General features: G+C 74.5%; 16 protein-coding genes. 8 read left to right on the top strand and 8 right to left on the bottom strand.

All coding sequences use genetic code 11. The features are described from left to right. The 3 genes from L1885_RS29090 to L1885_RS03365 all read right to left on the bottom strand — a co-directional run. Positions 1 to 950, bottom strand: a 950-nt coding sequence (locus L1885_RS29090) for a chaplin (protein ID WP_235795441.1), incomplete at its 3' end; no start/stop codon positions are given. Between the two features lie 142 nt (positions 951 to 1,092). Continuing rightward, positions 1,093 to 1,329: a chaplin gene (locus tag L1885_RS03370; protein WP_235795440.1), complete on the bottom strand. Its 237-nt coding sequence runs from the start codon at positions 1,327 to 1,329 to the stop codon at positions 1,093 to 1,095. A 311-nt stretch (positions 1,330 to 1,640) separates the two neighbouring features. Continuing rightward, positions 1,641 to 2,051, bottom strand: coding sequence for a rodlin (locus L1885_RS03365; protein WP_235795446.1), 411 nt, complete (start codon positions 2,049 to 2,051; stop codon positions 1,641 to 1,643). A gap of 217 nt (positions 2,052 to 2,268) precedes the next feature. On the opposite strand from L1885_RS03365, the gene L1885_RS03360 reads away from it, so the two are divergent. From L1885_RS03360 to L1885_RS03350, 3 genes are all read left to right on the top strand, one after another. Beyond that, complete coding sequence (locus L1885_RS03360; protein WP_235795439.1) at positions 2,269 to 2,679, top strand: rodlin; 411 nt, start codon at positions 2,269 to 2,271, stop codon at positions 2,677 to 2,679. Positions 2,680 to 2,862: 183 nt separating this feature from the next. Continuing rightward, entirely contained in the window at positions 2,863 to 3,270 is a 408-nt protein-coding gene (locus L1885_RS03355) for a rodlin (protein ID WP_235795438.1), read from the top strand. 158 nt (positions 3,271 to 3,428) lie between these two features. Beyond that, positions 3,429 to 4,226 carry an exodeoxyribonuclease III gene (locus tag L1885_RS03350; RefSeq protein WP_235795437.1) on the top strand — a complete coding sequence of 266 codons (798 nt, stop codon included), beginning with the start codon at positions 3,429 to 3,431 and terminating at the stop codon, positions 4,224 to 4,226. A 161-nt stretch (positions 4,227 to 4,387) separates the two neighbouring features. Here L1885_RS03350 and L1885_RS03345 read toward each other — a convergent pair whose 3' ends face one another. Then, a complete protein-coding gene (locus tag L1885_RS03345; protein ID WP_235795445.1) occupies positions 4,388 to 5,032 on the bottom strand; it encodes a MerR family transcriptional regulator in 645 nt (214 codons plus the stop codon). A 206-nt stretch (positions 5,033 to 5,238) separates the two neighbouring features. Here L1885_RS03345 and L1885_RS03340 point away from each other — a divergent pair, with 206 nt between their 5' ends. The 4 genes from L1885_RS03340 (at position 5,239) to L1885_RS03325 (ending at position 9,060) form a co-directional block, all read left to right on the top strand. Then, entirely contained in the window at positions 5,239 to 6,795 is a 1,557-nt protein-coding gene (locus tag L1885_RS03340) for a flavin-containing monooxygenase (RefSeq protein WP_235795436.1), read from the top strand. Continuing rightward, a complete protein-coding gene (locus L1885_RS03335; RefSeq protein WP_235795435.1) occupies positions 6,792 to 7,697 on the top strand; it encodes an alpha/beta fold hydrolase in 906 nt (301 codons plus the stop codon). The genes L1885_RS03340 and L1885_RS03335 overlap by 4 nt, the downstream gene beginning before the upstream one ends. Next, positions 7,694 to 8,644, top strand: a complete 951-nt coding sequence (locus L1885_RS03330; RefSeq protein WP_235795434.1) for an SDR family oxidoreductase — start codon at positions 7,694 to 7,696, stop codon at positions 8,642 to 8,644. The genes L1885_RS03335 and L1885_RS03330 overlap by 4 nt, the downstream gene beginning before the upstream one ends. An 89-nt stretch (positions 8,645 to 8,733) precedes the next feature. Further along, positions 8,734 to 9,060, top strand: a complete 327-nt coding sequence (locus tag L1885_RS03325) for a hypothetical protein (protein WP_235795433.1) — start codon at positions 8,734 to 8,736, stop codon at positions 9,058 to 9,060. Between the two features lie 225 nt (positions 9,061 to 9,285). Here the strand turns inward: L1885_RS03325 and L1885_RS03320 are convergent, their stop codons facing one another. Next, the gene (locus tag L1885_RS03320; protein ID WP_235795432.1) at positions 9,286 to 13,221 is read right to left on the bottom strand and encodes a S41 family peptidase; all 3,936 of its coding nucleotides are present in this window, start codon (positions 13,219 to 13,221) and stop codon (positions 9,286 to 9,288) included. 71 nt (positions 13,222 to 13,292) lie between these two features. Continuing rightward, complete coding sequence (locus L1885_RS03315; RefSeq protein WP_235795431.1) at positions 13,293 to 13,700, bottom strand: SsgA family sporulation/cell division regulator; 408 nt, start codon at positions 13,698 to 13,700, stop codon at positions 13,293 to 13,295. A gap of 546 nt (positions 13,701 to 14,246) precedes the next feature. Between L1885_RS03315 and L1885_RS03310 the strand changes: the two genes are divergently transcribed. Then, on the top strand, positions 14,247 to 14,981 hold the full coding sequence (locus L1885_RS03310) for an IclR family transcriptional regulator (protein ID WP_235795444.1): 735 nt from the start codon (positions 14,247 to 14,249) through the stop codon (positions 14,979 to 14,981). A gap of 140 nt (positions 14,982 to 15,121) precedes the next feature. On the opposite strand, the gene L1885_RS03305 is transcribed toward L1885_RS03310, so the two are convergent. Both L1885_RS03305 and L1885_RS03300 read right to left on the bottom strand, forming a co-directional pair. Beyond that, a complete protein-coding gene (locus L1885_RS03305; RefSeq protein WP_235795430.1) occupies positions 15,122 to 16,105 on the bottom strand; it encodes a PDR/VanB family oxidoreductase in 984 nt (327 codons plus the stop codon). Positions 16,106 to 16,505: 400 nt separating this feature from the next. After that, on the bottom strand, positions 16,506 to 17,558 hold the full coding sequence (locus L1885_RS03300; RefSeq protein WP_235795429.1) for a Rieske 2Fe-2S domain-containing protein: 1,053 nt from the start codon (positions 17,556 to 17,558) through the stop codon (positions 16,506 to 16,508). Positions 17,559 to 17,724: the final 166 nt, after the last annotated feature.

The raw sequence follows: 17,724 nt of genomic DNA, 5'->3' as shown, positions 1-17,724 counted from the left end.
TCCTGCGGCGCCGGCGGGACGTACGCGTGCACGGGGACGTGCGGCGGCGTGTGGTGCCGGACCGGGACGGGCGGCACCTCGTGGTGCGGCGCCGGCGGCTCGGGCGCCGGGGGCTCGGAGTGGGGCTGCGGCGGGGCCGGGACGGTCCCCGACTCGCAGTCGTTGCCGAACGCCGGGTTGAGCAGTCCGACGACGTCGATCGAGTTGCCGCAGGCGTTGACCGGGATGTCGATCGGCAGCTGGGCCAGGTTGCCCGACAGGACACCGGGCGAACCCTGGGCGACGCCCGAGGCGTGTGCGCCGGAACCGGCGTACGCGTCCTGGCCGTAGGCGTCCGCGCCACCGGGGCGGTGGTGCGGTGCCTGGGCCTCCTGGCCCTGGTGCCCGTGGTGTTCCTGCCGGCCCTGCTGGCCCTGCTGGTCCGGGTGCTGCTGGGGCGCGTGGTACTGCCCCTGGTGCTCGGGCCCGGCCGCGTGCTCGGGGGCCGGGGCGGCCTGCCCGGGCGTGCCCATCGGCGTCTGCGGGGACGGCACGGCGTGCGCGGGCGTCCCCTCGGGGCGCGGCATCGGCTTGTGCGCCGGGGCGGGCAGCGGCGCGGGGGCCGCCTGGTGCCCGTCGCCGGGCGCCGAGGCGCGTGCCCCGGACGGTCCCGATGCGCGGCCCAGCGCGTCGCGGGAGGCCTGCTCGTACTGCCGGTGCGTGTGCTGCGCCGTCACGTTCGCGCAGTGGTTGCCGAACGCGGGGTTGAGCAGTCCGACGACGTCGATCGAGTTGCCGCAGAGGTTCACCGGGATCTCCACGGGAACCTGCACGTTGTTGCCGGACAGCACGCCGGGGGAGCCGGCCGCGGCACCCTGCGCGTCCGAGGCGATGGCGTTCCCGCCGCCGAGGGACAGCACACTCGTCGCCGCGGCGGCCGTGAGCAGCCCTTTGCTGATGAGGTCTCGCATCTGGTCTTTTCTCTCCTGCTGACAGGGGTTCGGCACCGTTGCGGGTCGCCGGGCCGCCTCACCTGGCGGCCGGATGCGCGGACCCCGCGCGGGGGCCGGGGATGACCGGCGGCCCGAGCGCGGGGGCGCGGAAGGTACTGCGTCAGTCGGCGTTGACGCAGGTGTTGCCGAAGGCCGGGTTCAGCAGCGCGATGACGTCGATGCTGTTGCCGCACAGGTTGATCGGGACGTGGACCGGGATCTGGACCACGTTGCCGGACAGGACGCCCGGGGAACCGGCGGCGAGGGCGCCCGCGCCCGCGTCGGCCATGGCGGGGGCGGCGGCGCCGACCGCCATGAGGACTCCGGCGACGACCGAGGCGGTCTTGATGCTCTTCATTTCGAGCCCTTCCGCAGCGGGGAAAGCGCGTTCGCACGACTGTCGTGGTCCGTGGGTCCCGAAAAGCGGTTCCCGTGCAGCCGCTGCGGGAACTTCAACGATCAGAATGTGGGCAGGAAACTGTTCGGCATTACCACTTCTTTCCCGTTCACTCGAATGCCGCGCCCCGCAAATTCGTTTCTGCGGTGAACGGCGCCCGAAAGCCGGTGAGATGGCGGGCCTGGGCCGAAACCCGGGCCGAAAAGAAGAGGGGAAGACGAAGGGCCGGTCCCGGCGGCGGCACCGCCCGGACCGGCCCCTCGGCGCACGGATCAGCCGTTGTGCGCGCCGTTGCCGGAGAGCACCGGGATCTGGTCGGCGATGTGCGACAGGTCCTCGTCGCCCTTCGCCTGGGTGGAGTTGTCGGCGCACTGCTGGTTCTGCGGGTTGGACAGGACGTCGATGTCCTGCACCGCGACGGGCACGAGGACGCCCACCAGGGAACCGGCGTTGACCTTGACCGGAACGCCGAGGCAGAGCTTGTTCAGGGAGCCGCCCACGAGGGTGGCGTTCGGGGACAGGTTCCCCTTGGTGACGGCGTTGCCGAACGAGTCCTGCGCCCCGTTGCCGCTGGCCGAGGTGGTGCCGTGGCTGTCGCCGACGGCCATCGCCTGGGGCGCCACCATGGCGGAGGCGCCGACGACGGAAGCGGCGACCGCGGCTCCGGCCATAATCTTCTTGATCACGGTTGGCTTTTTCCTTTTCTCAAGAATGCAAGTGGTGCGACCTGTACCAACAGCGGGCTCCCGGTTTGGTTCCGCTTCTTCACCCGTTCGGCTTGCCCCGGGCCGCGCCCTGACCGCTGGGCCATTGGGGTGAATGCACGGAACTAAACCCGTGGTCCGCAGTTGCTCAGTGAGCCCCTGGCAGTTGGGGCGATCCATCAGAAGGGGACTCATCGTGATCAAGAAGGTTATGGCGGGTGCGGCCGTCGCCGCCTCCGTCGTGGGCGCCTCGGCCGCACTCGCCCCGCAGGCGATGGCCGTCGGCGACAGCCACGGCACCACCTCGCTCAGTGGCAACGGTGCCGCGCAGTACTACGGCAACTCCGCGACCTACGGCAACATGAGCCCGCAGATGGCGCTCATCCAGGGCTCGCTGAACAAGCCGTGCATCGGCCTGCCCGCGAAGGCCAACCTCGGTTCGCTCGTCGGCCTGGTGCCGATCTCGGTCCAGGACATCAACGTCCTGTCGAGCCCGCAGAACCAGCAGTGCACCGAGAACTCGACGCAGGCCAAGGGCGACGAGGCGCTGTCGCACCTGCTGGACGACATCCCGGTGCTCTCCGGCAACGGCGCGGGCAACCGCTGACCGTCCGCTGACCGGCCGGCCCGCGGCGCGGATGCCGCGCGCCGCGGGCCAGGCCGCCTTGCCTAAGCGCGGTGACCCGCCGCGGTGGGCCGTTCGAGGGAGGGCGCGAAACCAGCCCCGGACGGCCGCGTTGTACCCATCGGACTCCTTCCGTGGAGTCCGACTTTCCGGAAAGGTTCCAAAATGAAGAAGCTGTGGGCAACCGCCGCCGTCGCCGTCTCGATCGCCGGTGGCGTCGCCGCCTCGGCCGCCCCGGCCATGGCCGTGGGCGACGACTCGGGCACGGTGTCGGCCAGCGGCAACGGTGCTCAGCAGGCCTTCGGCAACTCCGCCACCATGGGCGACATGAGCCCCCAGCTGAGCCTGGTCCAGGGCTCGCTGAACAAGCCCTGTGTCGGCCTGCCGGCCAAGGTCAACGCCGGTTCCCTCGTCGGCCTGGTGCCGATCGCGGTCCAGGACGTCAACGTCCTGTCCAACCCGCAGAACCAGCAGTGCACCGAGAACTCCACCCAGGCCAAGGGCGACGAGCCGCTGTCGCACATCCTGGACCAGATCCCGGTCCTGTCGGGCAACGGTGTCGGCAACCACTGACATCCCACGTACCGGAGGCCCGGCCCCGCGCACACCGCGCGGGGCCGGGCCTCCGGCGTGCGGTGCCCGGTGGCTGCCCGGTCCGGGGTGCGGGGTGTCTCCGGGCCCGCGGTGTGCGGTGTCTCCGGGCCTTCGGCGTGCGTGTGTAGTGTGCTGGGGTGCTCACCGTGACCTCCGTGAATGTGAACGGCCTGCGTGCCGCCGCGAAGAAGGGCTTCCTCCCCTGGCTGGCGGGGACCTCCGCCGACGTGCTGTGCCTCCAGGAGGTGCGGGCCGAACCCCATCAGCTGCCCGAGGAGGTCCGGGCGCCCGAGGGCTGGCACACGGTGCACGCACCGGCGCAGGCCAAGGGCAGGGCGGGCGTCTCGCTGTACTCGCGGCGTGAGCCGGACCGGGTGCGGATCGGCTTCGGCAGCGACGAGTTCGACGCGAGCGGCCGCTACGCGGAGATCGACCTGCCCGGCGTGACCGTCGCCAGCCTCTACCTGCCGTCCGGCGAGGTGGGCACCGCCCGCCAGGACGAGAAGTACCGCTTCATGGACGCCTTCCTCACCCACCTGGGCGAACTGCGTGCGAAGGCGGCGGCGGACGGCCGGGAGGTGCTGGTGTGCGGCGACTGGAACATCGCGCACCGCGAGGCCGACCTCAAGAACTGGCGCGGCAACCGCAAGAACTCCGGCTTCCTGCCCGAGGAACGGGCCTGGCTGTCGCGGGTGTACGACGAGGCCGGCTACGTCGACGTGGTCCGCGCCCTCCACCCCGACCAGGAGGGCCCCTACTCGTGGTGGTCCTACCGCGGCCGGGCGTTCGACAACGACTCCGGCTGGCGCATCGACCACCACGCGGCGACGGCGGGCCTCGCGGCCCGCGCGCTGAAGGCGGTCGTGGAACGCGCCCCGAGCCACGAGGAGCGCTGGTCGGACCACGCGCCGGTGACGGTCACGTACGGCCCGTAGGGCGTGGCCTTGCCCCCTGTGCCGCAACTGGTGGCCGGTAGTCCGTCGCGCGGGGCCCTTTCCTGACCCGTGGCCCGTGGCCCGTGGCCCTTGCCCCGTGCCGTGGCCGCGGCTCCTGGATCGTCGCCCTCTGTACCCGCCTCCGGGCCGCCGCCCCGCCGTTACCGCGCCGGCCCTGCGTCCGCGCCGCTGCCCGGCGCGAGGTGGTGGTCGAGCGCCAGGGAGAGTTCGGCCTCCACGACGCTGCGGGCCAGCGGGCGCAGGGCCGCCGGGTCGGTGTCCGGGGCGTGTTCGCTCAGCAGGCCGGTGAAGAGGGCGGCGAGGGCGTCGGCGTGGGCGCGCACCTCGCGGCCCGCCGCGAGCACGGCGGACAGCGGGACGCCCGCGTGCACGAGCGTCGAGGAGACCTCCAGCAGGCGCCGGCTCATGTGCACCAGGTGGTCGCCGTCCGTGGCGAGGTAGCCCAGTTCCAGCGCCTCGGTCAGGTTGCCGGGCGTCACCTCCGCCTCGAAGTAGTCGGCCATCTCCTCCGGCGAGAGGCTGACCGGGGTCTCCTCCGTCGGCGCGTTCATGCCGAGCACGTCGCGGATGCCGCGGCCGTGCTCCAGGGCGGTCGCGAGGTCGGCGATGCCGTTGAGGTTGTGCCCCCGCTCCAGGAGGCCGGCGATCGTGCGCAGCCGCGCGAGGTGGTGCTCGTCGTACCAGGCGATCCGGCCCTGCCGCCGCGGCGGGGGCAGCAGTCCGCGCTCACGGTAGTAGCGCACGGTGCGGACCGGGACGCCGGCCGCCTCGGCCAGTTCGGCGATGCGGAACTCGCGGCTCGAAGGGGCCGTGCCGCTCGCGCCGCGCGCGGGATCCTGGTGGTCGTCGGGCATTGCGCCAGCTTATGGCCCGCCCCGGGCGGCCGGGCGTACCGCCGGTAACTCCTTTGCGCGGGACCCCTACCCATCGGTACGCCCGTGCTCTACGCTCCCATCGTGCCAGTGATTGCTGGCACGGTTGGGAGGCGAGTATGGGACAGCACAGGCATGTGCGCGTGGCGGTGATCGGGTCCGGGTTCGCCGGCATCGGAGCCGCCGTACGACTGCGCCGCGAGGGCGTCACCGACTTCGTGGTGCTGGAGCGCGCTGACTCCATCGGCGGTACCTGGCGCGACAACGACTACCCGGGATGCGCGTGCGACGTGCCCTCGCACCTGTACTCCTTCTCGTTCGCGCCCAACGCCGAATGGCCCCGCGCCTTCTCCGGCCAGCCCTACATCCGGGCGTACTTGGAGAACGTCGTCGACACGTTCGGCATCGGCCCCCACCTGCGGCTCGGCCACGAGGTCACCTCCGCGCGCTGGGACGCGGACGCGCTCCACTGGGTCATCGAGACCGCGCCGGGCGCGACGTTCACCGCCGACGTCGTCGTCTCGGCGGGCGGCCCCCTCTCCGACCCCAAGACCCCGGAGATCGCGGGCCTTTCGACGTTCCCCGGTCCCGTCTTCCACACCGCGCGCTGGGACCACGACGTCGACCTGCGCGGCAAGCGGGTCGCCGTCGTCGGCACCGGCGCCTCCGCGATCCAGGTCGTACCGGCCATCCAGCCGGAGGTGGGCCGGCTCACCCTCTTCCAGCGCACGCCGCCCTGGGTCATGCCGCGCCGCGACCGGGACATCACGCGCTTCGAACGGGCCCTGCACCGTGCCGTCCCCGCGACCGTCGCGCTGCGCCGCCAGAGCCTGTGGGGCATGCGGGAGCTGCAGGTCCAGGCGTTCACCAGGCACCCCGGCGAGCTGGGCCTCGTGGAGGCACTGGCCAGGCGCCACCTCGCGAAGGCGGTGTCCGACCGGGACCTGCGGGCGCGCCTGACCCCGTCGTACCGCATCGGCTGCAAGCGCATCCTGCTGTCGAACACGTACTATCCGGCGCTGACCCGCCCCAACGTCGACGTGGTCACGGCGGGCCTCGCCGAGGTGCGCGGCTCCGAGCTCGTCGGCGCGGACGGCTCCACCGCGCGGGCCGACGCGATCGTCTTCGCCACCGGCTTCCACGTGACCGACATGCCCATCGCGCGCCGCGTCGTCGGCGCCGGCGGGCGCACCCTCGCCGACGCGTGGGCGGACGGAGGCATGCGCTCGCTGCGGGGCGCCACCGTCGACGGCTTCCCGAACTGGATGACGATCATCGGACCCAACACGGGCCTCGGCAACTCCTCGATGATCCTGATGATCGAGGCGCAGCTCAACTACCTCGCCGACTACCTCCGCAAGCTCGACTCCCTCGACCGCAGGGGCAAGGGCCGCCGGGCCGCGCTCGACGCACGCCCCGCCGCCGTCGAGGCGTGGAACGAGAACGTGCAGCGCCGGATGGCCCGCACCGTGTGGGCCACCGGCGGCTGCACCAGCTGGTACATGGACGCGCAGGGCCGCAACACCACCATCTGGCCGGGCACCACCGCCGAGTTCAAGCGGGAGACGCTGCGCGTCGACCCCGCCGAGTACGACATCGTCCGCCGGCCCGGCACGCTCGTCCCGGCCGCGCCCGCCGGGGCCGGAGCGGCAGAGGCGAAGGAGGGAGCACGATGAGGCCGACGCCCCCCGCACCGCGGCCGGTCCGGTCGCTGGAGGCCGTCTCGGCGGACGGATCCCGCGTCCACACCGAGGTGTTCGGTCCCGACGGCGCCCCGGCCGTCGTCCTCTCCCACGGCTGGACGTGCTCCATCGCGTTCTGGGCCGCCCAGATCGAGGACCTCGCCAGGGACCACCGCGTCGTCGCCTACGACCAGCGCGGCCACGGCGGCAGCCCGGCCGCCGGACCCGGCGGCTACTCCGCCGAGGCGCTCGCCGACGACCTGGAGGCCGTGCTCGACGCCACGCTCGCGCCGGGCGAACAGGCCGTCCTCGCGGGCCACTCCATGGGCGGCATGACGATGATGGCCGCCTCGGCCCGGCCCTCGTTCCGCGAGCACGCCGCCGCCGTCCTGCTGTGCAGCACCGGCGCCTCCCGGCTGGTCTCCGACTCGCTGGTCGTGCCGCTGCGGGCCGGCCGGCTGCGCACCGGCCTCACGCGCCGCGTCCTCGGCGCCCGGGCGCCGCTCGGTCCGGTCACGCCGCTGTCCGTACGGGCCCTGCGCTACGGGACGATGGGGCCCGCCACCCCGAAGGACCGGGTGCGGGCCTGCGCCGAGATCGTGCACGCCTGCCCGCGCGCCGCCCGCGTCGGCTGGTCGGCGGTCCTCGACACGCTCGATCTGGAACTGGGCGTACGGGAGCTGACGATGCCGACGGCGGTGCTGGCCGGCACCGCGGACCGGCTCACGCCGCCCGTGCACGCGCGCAGGCTGGCCGGCTGGCTGCCCCACTGCACGGACCTGACCGTCCTGCCCGGCATCGGGCACATGAGCCCGGTCGAGGCGCCCGAGGCCGTCAACGCGGCGATACGGGGCCTCGCCGCCGGCCACCTGAAGCACGCGGAGGGAGTCGCATGAGCGTTCCGAGGCAGACCACGGCAGGCACCGGAAGCGCGGAGGGCCCCGGGGGAACGGGGCGGGCCGAGCGGCGGCCCGTCCTGGAGGGCAGGGTCGCCGTCGTCACCGGCGCGGCGCGCGGCGTCGGGGAACTGCTCGCCCGCAAGCTCTCCGCGCGCGGCGCGACCGTCGCACTCGTCGGCCTGGAGGAGGACCGGCTCAAGGAGGTCGGCGAGCGGCTGCACGGCGAGTACGGCCACTGGTACGCCGACGTCACCGACCACGCGGCGCTGGGACGCGTCGCCGGGGAGATACGCGAGCGGTTCGGCCGCGTCGACATCGCCGTCGCCAACGCGGGGGTCGCGAACGGCGGCCCGTTCGCGAGCTCGGATCCGGAGACCTGGCGGCGCGTCATCGAGGTGAATCTCGTCGGCGGCGCCAACACCGCGCGCGCGTTCCTGCCCGATCTGCTCGCCGCCCGCGGCTACTTCCTCCAGATCGCCTCGCTCGCCGCGCTGGCGCCGGCGCCCATGATGACCGCGTACTGCGCGTCGAAGTCGGGCGTGGAGGCGTTCGCGCACGGCCTGCGCTGCGAGGTGGGGCACCGGGGCGTGGGCGTCGGTGTCGGCTACCTGTCCTGGACCGACACCGACATGGTGCGCGGCGCCGACGAGGACGAGGTGATGCGCGAACTGCGCGAGCGGCTGCCGTGGCCCTCGAACCGCACGTACCCGCTGGGCCCCGCGGTCGACCGGCTGGTCACCGGGATCGAGCGCCGCTCCCCGCACGTGTACGGGCAGTGGTGGCTGCGCGGGATGCAGGGCATGCGCGGCTACCTGCCGGGCCTGATCGCCACCGTGGGGAAGCGGGAGATGCGCCGCTTCGAACCCCGGCTCGCGGGGATCGCCAAGGGCCTGGTGGGGGCGGGCGGCGAGGCCGACGAGGCGGGCCGTACGCAGCGTCACTGATCGACATGCGCGGGGTGTCCGGCCGTGCGAGCCTGATCGGACCCCCGGTCGGGGGCAGCCCCCTTCCCCCCTCCGGGAGTGACGCATCCATGGGTCTCAAGGAGCAGTTCCAGGACAAGGCCGACCGCATGAAGGCCGACCGCCTGAAGGAAGAGGCCCGCAGGCGCCTCGCCGACGCCGAGGCCGGCGCCGAGGCAGGCGACGCGGGCGGTGAGGGCGGCGGGCCGTCGGGCGGTGGCACCCGCGAGGGCGGCCGCCCGGAGCCGGGCCGGTCGGCCGCGGCGGCGCGGGACGCGATTGACCGTTGCCGTTCCGGTTCGCGTTCCCGTTCCGGTTCCCGCGACGGGGGCGAGGGCCGTGCGCCGGAGACCGGGCAGCGCGGCGAGGACCGGTTCGAGGACCGCTTCGAGGCGTGAACTGAGCGCGGCTTCGGGGTGTGGGCGTGGCACTGCTTCGGGGCGTGAGCTGAGGACCGCTTCGGGGTGTGGGCGTGGCACTGCCTCGGGGCGTGAGCCGAGCGCCGCTTCGGGACGTGGGCCGAGTGCCGCCTCGGGGTCCGAACGGCCCGCGGGGGCAGGGGCCTTCGGCAGCAGGGGCCGTGACCGGGTGCACCGGGTCGCGGCCCCTTCGCCGTGCCCCGGCTACCGTGTCGCGCGCGGCGGCAGCGGCGGGCGGCGGCGGTCCGGCACCGACTGGTAGCCGGGCGGCTCCGCCGCCGGGTGCGCGGCCAGCAGGTCGAGCGCCACCCAGACCGCGTCGTCGAGCTGCGCGTGGCGGCCCTCGGCCCAGTCCAGCGGCGTACGCAGCGCCTCGATGTCGGGCTCGACGCCGTGGTTCTCGACGGACCAGCCGTACGCGTCGAACCAGGCGGCGTTCATCGGCACCGTGATCACCGTGCCGTCGCCGAGCCGGTGCCGGCCCGTCATGCCGACGACGCCGCCCCAGGTGCGCTGACCGACCACGGGTCCCAGGCCGAGCAGCCGGAAGGCCGCCGTGATCATGTCGCCGTCCGAGGAGGTCGCCTCGTCGGCGATCGCCACGATCGGCCCGCGTGGCGCGTTCGACGCGTACGAGACCGGCTGCGCGTCGCGGGTCAGGTCCCAGCCGATGATGCGCCGGCTCAGCTTCTCCACCACCAGCTCGCTGATGTTGCCGCCGGCGTTGCCCCGTACGTCCACGATCAGCGCGGGCCGGGACATCTCCATGCGCAGGTCCCGGTTGAACTGGGCCCACCCCGACCCTTGCATGTCGGGGATGTGCAGGTAGCCGCAGCGGCCGTCGCTGAGCGCGCGCACGACCTCGCGGCGCTTGGCGACCCAGTCCTGGTAGCGCAGCGAACGCTCGTCGATCAGCGGCACCACCGCGACGCGGCGCGCGTGCGAGCGGGCGCCCGAGCGCGGGACGGCGACGGGCCCGGCGTCCGGCGCGAGGCCCTCGGCGAGGGTCGGGTCGGGAGCCGCGGACGCGGCCACGGAGGAGAAGGGGGCCACGGCCGGAATCGGAGCGGCGGCAGCGGCGGGGGCCGGATCCGGGGCCCGGTCCGGGGCCGCGACCCGCCCCGCCGCCGGAGCAGGGGCCGGAGCCGGATCTGGAGCCGGAGCCGGACCCGCGCTCTCCTGTGGGGCAGGGGCAGGGGCAGGGGCAGGGGCAGGAGCAGGAGCAGGGGCAGGAGCGGGAGCGGGAGCGGGAGCCGGGTCCGTCGCGGGAGTCACCTCACGGGCCGGGGCCGGGGCGGCCGGCTCGGCGACGCGGAAGGTCAGCTCCACCGTCGTGCCGCCGGCGGCGGACAGCAGCGGGCCGGGTCCGGCGACCGGGTCGACCGGCCGCCCGTCCACGTGGGTGAGGACCGCGCCCTCGCGGATACCGGTGCCGGCGAGCGGCGAACGGGCGCGGGAGTCGGACGAGTCGCCGGGCAGGATGCGCTTGACCATCCAGTCGCCGTCGCGGCAGACGAGGTTCGCGCCGAGCAGGCCCATCGGCCGCTGGTAGTGCGGGGGTCCCTCGTCGCGCCGGGCGGGCAGCACGTACGCGTGGGACGTGCCCAGTTCGCCCAGGGTCTCGCGCAGCAGGTCGGCGAACTCGTCGGGCGAGGCCACCCGTTCGACCAGCGGGCGGTACTGCCGGAGTACGGCGTCCCAGTCGATGCCGCTCATCCCCGGGTCCCAGAAGTACGCGCGGATGATGCGTCCCGCCTCGTCGAAGGCCTGCCGCCACTCCGCCTCCGGATCGGCCTCGTGCAGGATGCGCCGCAGGTCCACGTAGACCGATCCGTCGCCGTCGCCCGTCTCGGTGGCGGGCACGACCCGCATGTCCCCGTCGTCCACGACGACCAGCCGGGTGCCGTCGCCGCTGGGCGCGAACCAGTCGAGGTGGTCGACCAGTTCGCTCCGGCGTGCCTTCGCGAGGTCGAAGTGTTCGAGTGTGGGGCGCCCGGACATGTCGGCGGGGTTGGCGAAGGTCTCGCCGAGCGCGCCGGAGATCGGCCAGCGCAGCCAGACGAGCCCGCCCCCGCTGACCGGGTGCAGGGAGGAGTACTTGGAGGCGGAGACCGGGAACGGCGTGACGCGGCTCGCCAGCCCCTCCAGCTCGACCATGGGCGCGCCGCCCTCGACCTCGTCGTCGCGGGGGTCGAGCCCGCCGGCGGCCGGCCGCCCCTCGGGCGAGAGCGCGAAGGGCGACGGGGTCGCCGAAGACAGCGGGACCAGGTAGGGGCGGCAGCCGAGCGGGAACGAGAGATCGCCGGTGTGCACGTCGTAGACCGGATCGAAGCCGCGCCACGAGAGGAACGCGAGGTAGCGGCCGTCACGGGTGAAGACCGGGTTCTCGTCCTCGAAGCGGCCATCGGTGACGTCCACGACCACCGGTGCCGCGCCGGGCCCCGCGGGGCCGCCGGGCCCGCCGATCCGGGCCATCCGGATCTGGCGCAGCGAGCGGCCGATGCCGGGGTGCGACCAGGTGATCCAGTTCCCGTCGGGAGAGAAGCCGAGGTCGGTCACGGGGCCGTTGGACGAACGGACGACCTCGGTGACGAAGGGGAGCGATCCGGCGTCCGCGGAGGCCCCGGAGTCCCCGGAGGCCCCGGAGGCCCCGCCGTCCGTGGCCGTGGCCGAACCCTCGGCGGTCCCGGCGTCCCGGGTCTCGCCGGAGACGGCTGCTCCGCCGGCGTCCGCGGCGTCTACGGAGGCCCCGGCGCCCGCGGCGTCCGTGGAGTCCCCGGCGTCCGCGGAGGCCCCGGCCGCGCCCTCGGCGGTGCCGCTCGCCCCGGCGGCCCCGGCCGGTGCGGCGGCCTCGCCGCCCCCGGCTCGTACCGAGACCTCGGGCCCGGTCACGTCGAGGAGCAGGAGGCGGCCGTCGTGGGTCGCGATGGCGACGCGTTCGCCCTCGGGGTCCGGTTCCATCTCGTGCACGCGCCCGAGCCGCCCGGCAGCCGGCCGGTACGGCGGGCGCTCGCCGCTCGCCCGCGGCAGGTACGCGATCTCCACGGCGTCGTCCCCCTCCGCGTCGGTCACGTACGCGACCCGGCCGCTGCTGCCGAGCATCGCGGGCATCCGGACCCGCACACCGGGGGTGTCGGCGATGGTGCGGGCCGGGCCGTCGCGGTGGGTGAGCCAGTAGAGGCTGCCGCGCACGGACACGGCGCTCGCCCGGCCCGTCGTGTCGACGGAGATCGCCCCGAGGTGGGCGGCGGCCGGGACCTGGTAGACGCGGCGGCCCGGGCGGGGCCCGCCGAGGCGCACGTCGAGCCGGCGCGGGACGGAGTCCGCCGTCAGCGCGTCGACCATCCAGACGTCACCGGCGCACTGGTAGACCACCCGGCGTCCGTCCGTGGACGCGTTGCGGGCGTAGAAGCTGTCGTGGTCGGTGTGGCGGGTCAGGTCCGTGCCGTCGGGCCGGCACGAGTAGAGGTTGCCGATTCCCTCGTGGTCGGAGAGGAAGGCGACGCGCTCGCCGACCAGCATGGGGCTCTCGAGGTGGCCGTCGAGGTCGGCCTGCAGCCGTTCGCCGTGCAGCCACAGGCGCCCGGTGGCCCCTCCCCGGTAGCGCTTCCACGACGCCGGCTCGTGCGGGGGCGTACCGGTCAGCAGCAGGGTTTTGCGCTCGCCGCCGATGTCCCCGACCGCGAGGTCGGACACCGGGCCCCAGGGCAGCTTGGCGCCGGGGGAGCCGTCCGTGGGGACCGTGTAGGCCCACGAGTAGTAGGAGAACGGCTGCCCGTGCGAGGACACGGCCAGAATGCCCGGGGCGCCGTCCGGGTCGGCCGGGTCGGGCGCACTCCAGCCGCACACCCGGGCGTCGGTCGAGCCCCAGTACGTCAGCCGGCGCGCCGGGCCCCCGTCGACGGGAGCCAGATGGATCTCCGGGTCGAGGCTGCGCCAGTTCGTGTACGCGATGGAGCGGCCGTCGGGCGAGAAGCGGGGAGGCCCCACCCTCGATCGGTCGGCGCTCACCCGCCAGGCCCGCCCGGGCCGGTCGCCGTCCGCCGCCACCGGGGCGACCCAGATGTCGTCCTCGGCGGCGAAGCAGACCAAGTCCTCGTGCAGATGCGGGAAGCGGAGATACGCGGCGTCGTCACTCACCTTTCCATGCTTTCCGCGGCGCGGGTCTCGGGCAACTCATCACCGGGAACTTCTCCGGGTGGACCCTCGGCTCAGACGATGAGGCTGCCGATGTGCTGCTCCACGTCGAGGTGGTCGGCCTCCGCGCCGGCCGGCACGACGGCGTACGAGCTGCGCAGGAAGCGGCGCAGCGAGGCGTTGTCGAACTGGACCAGCGCGACCCCCTCGGGGGCCCGGAACTCGAACACGGTCTGCGCCCGCCCGCACGGCCATACGTGCACGTCGCCCTCGCCCGCGGGCTCCCGCAGGCCCGTCTCGACCAGGTCGCGGGCGAAGGCCCAGACGACCTCGCTGTCGTCGAGGGAGACCTCGGCGGGGAAGACCATCCGCAGCGCGAGGGGGTCGGAGCCGTCGTAGCGCAGCAGCACGGAGACGATGCGGGGATGAGGGGCGTCGCTTATGAGGCGCGCCTTGGCGGACTGCTCGACGACGGGTGACATCGGCGACTCCTCAGTACGGATGCCGGAGGCCTGGTCGCCCCGGCACGACAAAATCACCCTCAATAGTACAAATATATGTAAATTACGCACGGCGGATGCGGAAGGGCACGGAGCCGAGGCGGCCGGGGCTCTGGTGACGGCTTCGGGGGAACGCGTCGGCGGTGGGCGGGCCGGCCACCCCGGCATCCCGGCCGGCCACCCCGGCATCCCGCCACTTCCCCCGCGTCGACCCGCGTCGACCCGCGCCGACGTGCGCCGGAAGCGACGAAGCGGCGGGGGGCCGGTGAAGCGGTGCCGGAGCGGTGAAGTGGCGCGCGGACCGTTGACCCCCGGCGGGGACGGTTCGACGATGACCGGATGGCTGTACGGGGAACGAGTGCGGCGGGCGACACGGGAGCGGTGCGCGCCAGAGCGGCGGGGGCAGAAGCAGCTTCCGGGGCAGAGGTGATGCTCGGGACGGGGGCGGCTTCCGGTGCGGGAGCGGTGCCCGCGGCCACCACCGGGAAGCGTTCCGCCCCTGCCCGGGAGGTGCCCGTCTCGGTCACGATGCGCGCCCTGCGGGTGCTGGAGGCCTTCACGCCCGACGCGCCCGTCCGCACCCTCACCGCCCTCGCGCGCCACACCGGCCTGCCGCTCACCACCACGCACCGCCTCGTCGGCGAGCTCACCCGGTGGGGCGCACTGGAGCGCGACGGCGGCGGCTCGTACCGCATCGGCCTGCGGCTGTGGGAGATCGCGTCGCTGGCGCCGCGCGGCCTCGGGCTGCGCGAACTCGCCCTGCCGCAGCTCTCCGACCTGGTGCATGTCACGGGGGAGAACGCGCAGTTGGCCGTGCGCGAGGGCCTCTCGGTCGTCTTCGTCGAGCGGCTCGCGGGGCGCGGCGCGGTGCCCGTGCTGACCAGGGTGGCGGGGCGGTTCGCCCTCATGCCCACCGGGGTGGGCCGCGTCCTGCTCGCGTACGCGCCGCCGGAGGTGCAGGAACAGGTGCTGGCGGGGCCGCCGGCCCGGTGCACCGAGGCGACCGTGTGCGATCCGTCCCTGCTGCGGCAGTTGCTCGCCGAGGTGCGGCGCACGGGAGTGGCCGTGTGCGAGCGCCAGGTGACGCTGGACAGCGTGTCGGTCGCCGCCCCGGTGTACGGACCTCGGGGGGACGTGGTCGCGGCGGTGTCCGTCGTGGCCCACGCCGGTGCGGTGCAGCCGCACACGCTCGTCCCGCTGGTGCAGGTCGCCGCACGCGGCATCTCCCGCTCGCTGGGCGCCGAACCGGCGTCCGTGTCCTAGGCGGCACGGCGGGCGGACACGTCACGGACAGCGCACCGGGCACGCCCGACGCGCCGGGCGCGGCAGACGGACGCACGAGGCGCGGGAGGCCCCGCGGGCGGACACGGCACGGACAGCGAGCCGGGCACGGCCGACGCAGGTCACAGGTCGAGTACCAGCCGCTCCGAGCGGCAGCGCGACACGCAGATGAACATGACGTCGTTCGCCGCGCGTTCGTCCGCGGTGAGCAGCGCGTCGCGGTGGTCGGGCTCGCCCGCGAGGACATCCGTCTCGCAGGTCCCGCAGGTGCCCTCGCGGCACGACGACAGCACCTGGACGCCCGCGTCCTCCACCACCTCCAGGATCGACCGGCCGGGCGGCACCGTCAGCGTCCTTCCCGACGCGGCGAGTTCCACCTCGAAGGCGCCCTCCGCCGCGCTCGGGTGCGTGCGCGGACCGGTCTCCGGGGGCGGGCCGGGCCTCGGCGCGAAGCGTTCCGTGTGCAGGGCTCCGGCCGGCCACGCCGCACAGCGCTCCTCGACCGCCGCGAGCAGCGGCTCCGGGCCGCAGCAGTACACGGCCGTGTCCGTACGGGGCACGCCGAGCAGGCCGGAGAGGTCGAGCAGCCCCGTCTCGTCCTGGGGGCAGATCTCCACCCGGTCCGGGTGGGCGGCGGCCAGGCTCGCCGCGAACGCCATCGAGGCCCGCGTGCGTCCCCCGTACACGAGCCGCCACTCGGCGCCGCGCGCGGCGAGCGCGCCGATCATCGCCGCGAGCGGGGTGATGCCGATGCCGCCCGCGACGAACAGGTAGCGGGCGGCCTCCACCAGCGGGAAGTGGTTGCGGGGGCCGCGCGCCCGCAGCACCGTGCCCTCCGTGAGTTCGGCGTGCACGTGCCGCGACCCGCCCCGGCCCGCCGGATCGCGGGCCACGGCGATCCTGAGGACCGAGCGGTCGGCCGGGTCGCCGCAGAGCGAGTACTGCCGTTCGAGGCCGGGCGCGAGCAGGAGGTCCAGATGGGCGCCCGGCTCCCACGGCGGAAGCGGGGCCCCGGCCGGATCGGCGAGGCTGAGCCGTACGACGCCGTCCGCCACGCTCTCCCGGCGGGCGACGACGACGTCGAACTCATCGGCGTGGAAGCTCATGTCCCGTCTTCCGGATTGTGTGCGGCGGGGCCGGCCGGCCCGGCGGGGTCGGACGGTACGGCAGGACCGGCAGGACCGGCAGGACCGGCAGGACCGGCAGGACCGGCAGGACCGGCAGGGGCGGCCGGGGCGGCCGGTGCGGGCGGTGCGTCCGGATGCTCCGGGTGCGCGAGCAGCCACTCCCAGAGTTCCACCGGGCCCTCGAACGGCCGTTCCGCGCCGCAGAAGCAGACCGCGAGCAACTGGTCCGTCCCGGGCACCCAGCGGATGCGGAAGACCTGCTCCCCGGCCGGAACCCCGATGGCGTCCCCCGGGCCCGCACCCGCCCGAACCGCCGTGGCGCCCTCCGGCGCCGCCCCGGCCCGGGCATCCGACCCGCCGGGGCCCGCGGGGCCGCCGGTCACGCCGGGGCTCCCGCGCCGGTGGCCCGCAGCCGGTCCAGGATGCGCCGGGCGGCGAGGCCGCCGGTGTCGATGTTGATGCTGAGCTCCTGGTACGCGCGGCCCTCGGCCGCCACCGCCTTCTCCAGGACGTCCAGCGCGACCACGTCCTGAAGGACGACCGTGCGATTGCTGTCGTGCAGGAACTCGCTCACCGTCCGGTCGCCCGGCGCGAAGTCCCGGGCCACCGCCCAGAAATCGTGCGTGCTGTGCTCGGTCTCCGGCGTGATCGCGTAGACGACCTCGACGTGGAAGGCGTCCGGATCGGTGCCGTCGGCGGCGGGCGGCGGGGTGCCGACCGGGGCGATCCGGCTGTGGAGCAGGTACAGGCACGGCGCGTGGTACTCGATGTCCTGCCAGCGCGTGATGCGCCCCTCGATGCCCGTCGAGCGGGCGTAGAACGGCGGGCAGGCCGCGTCGTCCATGCGGCGGCTGACCCGGACCACGCCCGCCGCCTCGTCGACCTCGGTGGTGATGGGCGTCTCGGCGACCTCGGGGGTGCCGATGTGCCCGCCGTGCAGGTACGTCTCGTGCGACAGGTCGAGCAGGTTGTCGACGAGCAGCCCGTAGCGCGCGGCGAGAGGCTCCATGCCGCAGACCGTCGTGTACGCGGGGTCGGCCAGCCAGGGGGCCCGGGGGATCGCCTCCGCATCCGCCGCTTCCCGGTCGCCGATCCACACCCAGACGAACGAGTCGAGCTCGGCGACCGGGTACGTGGTCAGGCGGGCCGTCCTCGGCACCCTGCGCTGACCCGGCACGGACACGCAGACGCCGTCGGCCCCGTACGTGAACCCGTGGTAGCCGCAGACGAGTCGGTCCCCGGCCAGGTGGCTCGGTTTCTGCGAGAGGGGGAAGCGGCGGTGCACGCAGCGGTCGGACATGGCGGTGACCGCGCCGTCCTCCGTGCGCCACAGGAGGACCGGCTCGCCGCAGACCGTGCGGGAGAAGGGCTCGCGGCCCACCTCGGTGCCGTAGGCGGCGACGTACCACTGATTGCGGACGAACGAACTCATGGTTCCTGCCTTTCTCCTCCACGGCGGCGGGGAGGGTGGCCGCCCGGCCCCGGAGTCGGGACCGGCTTGGACTGCTCGCCCGCCCGGCACGCGACGGGCCGATCACCGCGGTGCCGGTTCCTCCGCACCCCCCCGTCTTTCGGGTCGGACCGCGGGCGGACACCGG

It is taken from the genome of Streptomyces fuscigenes (genome assembly GCF_021556455.1).
GTDB lineage: Bacteria > Actinomycetota > Actinomycetes > Streptomycetales > Streptomycetaceae > Streptomyces > Streptomyces fuscigenes.
This window is presented reverse-complemented; position numbering and strand designations above follow the sequence as displayed.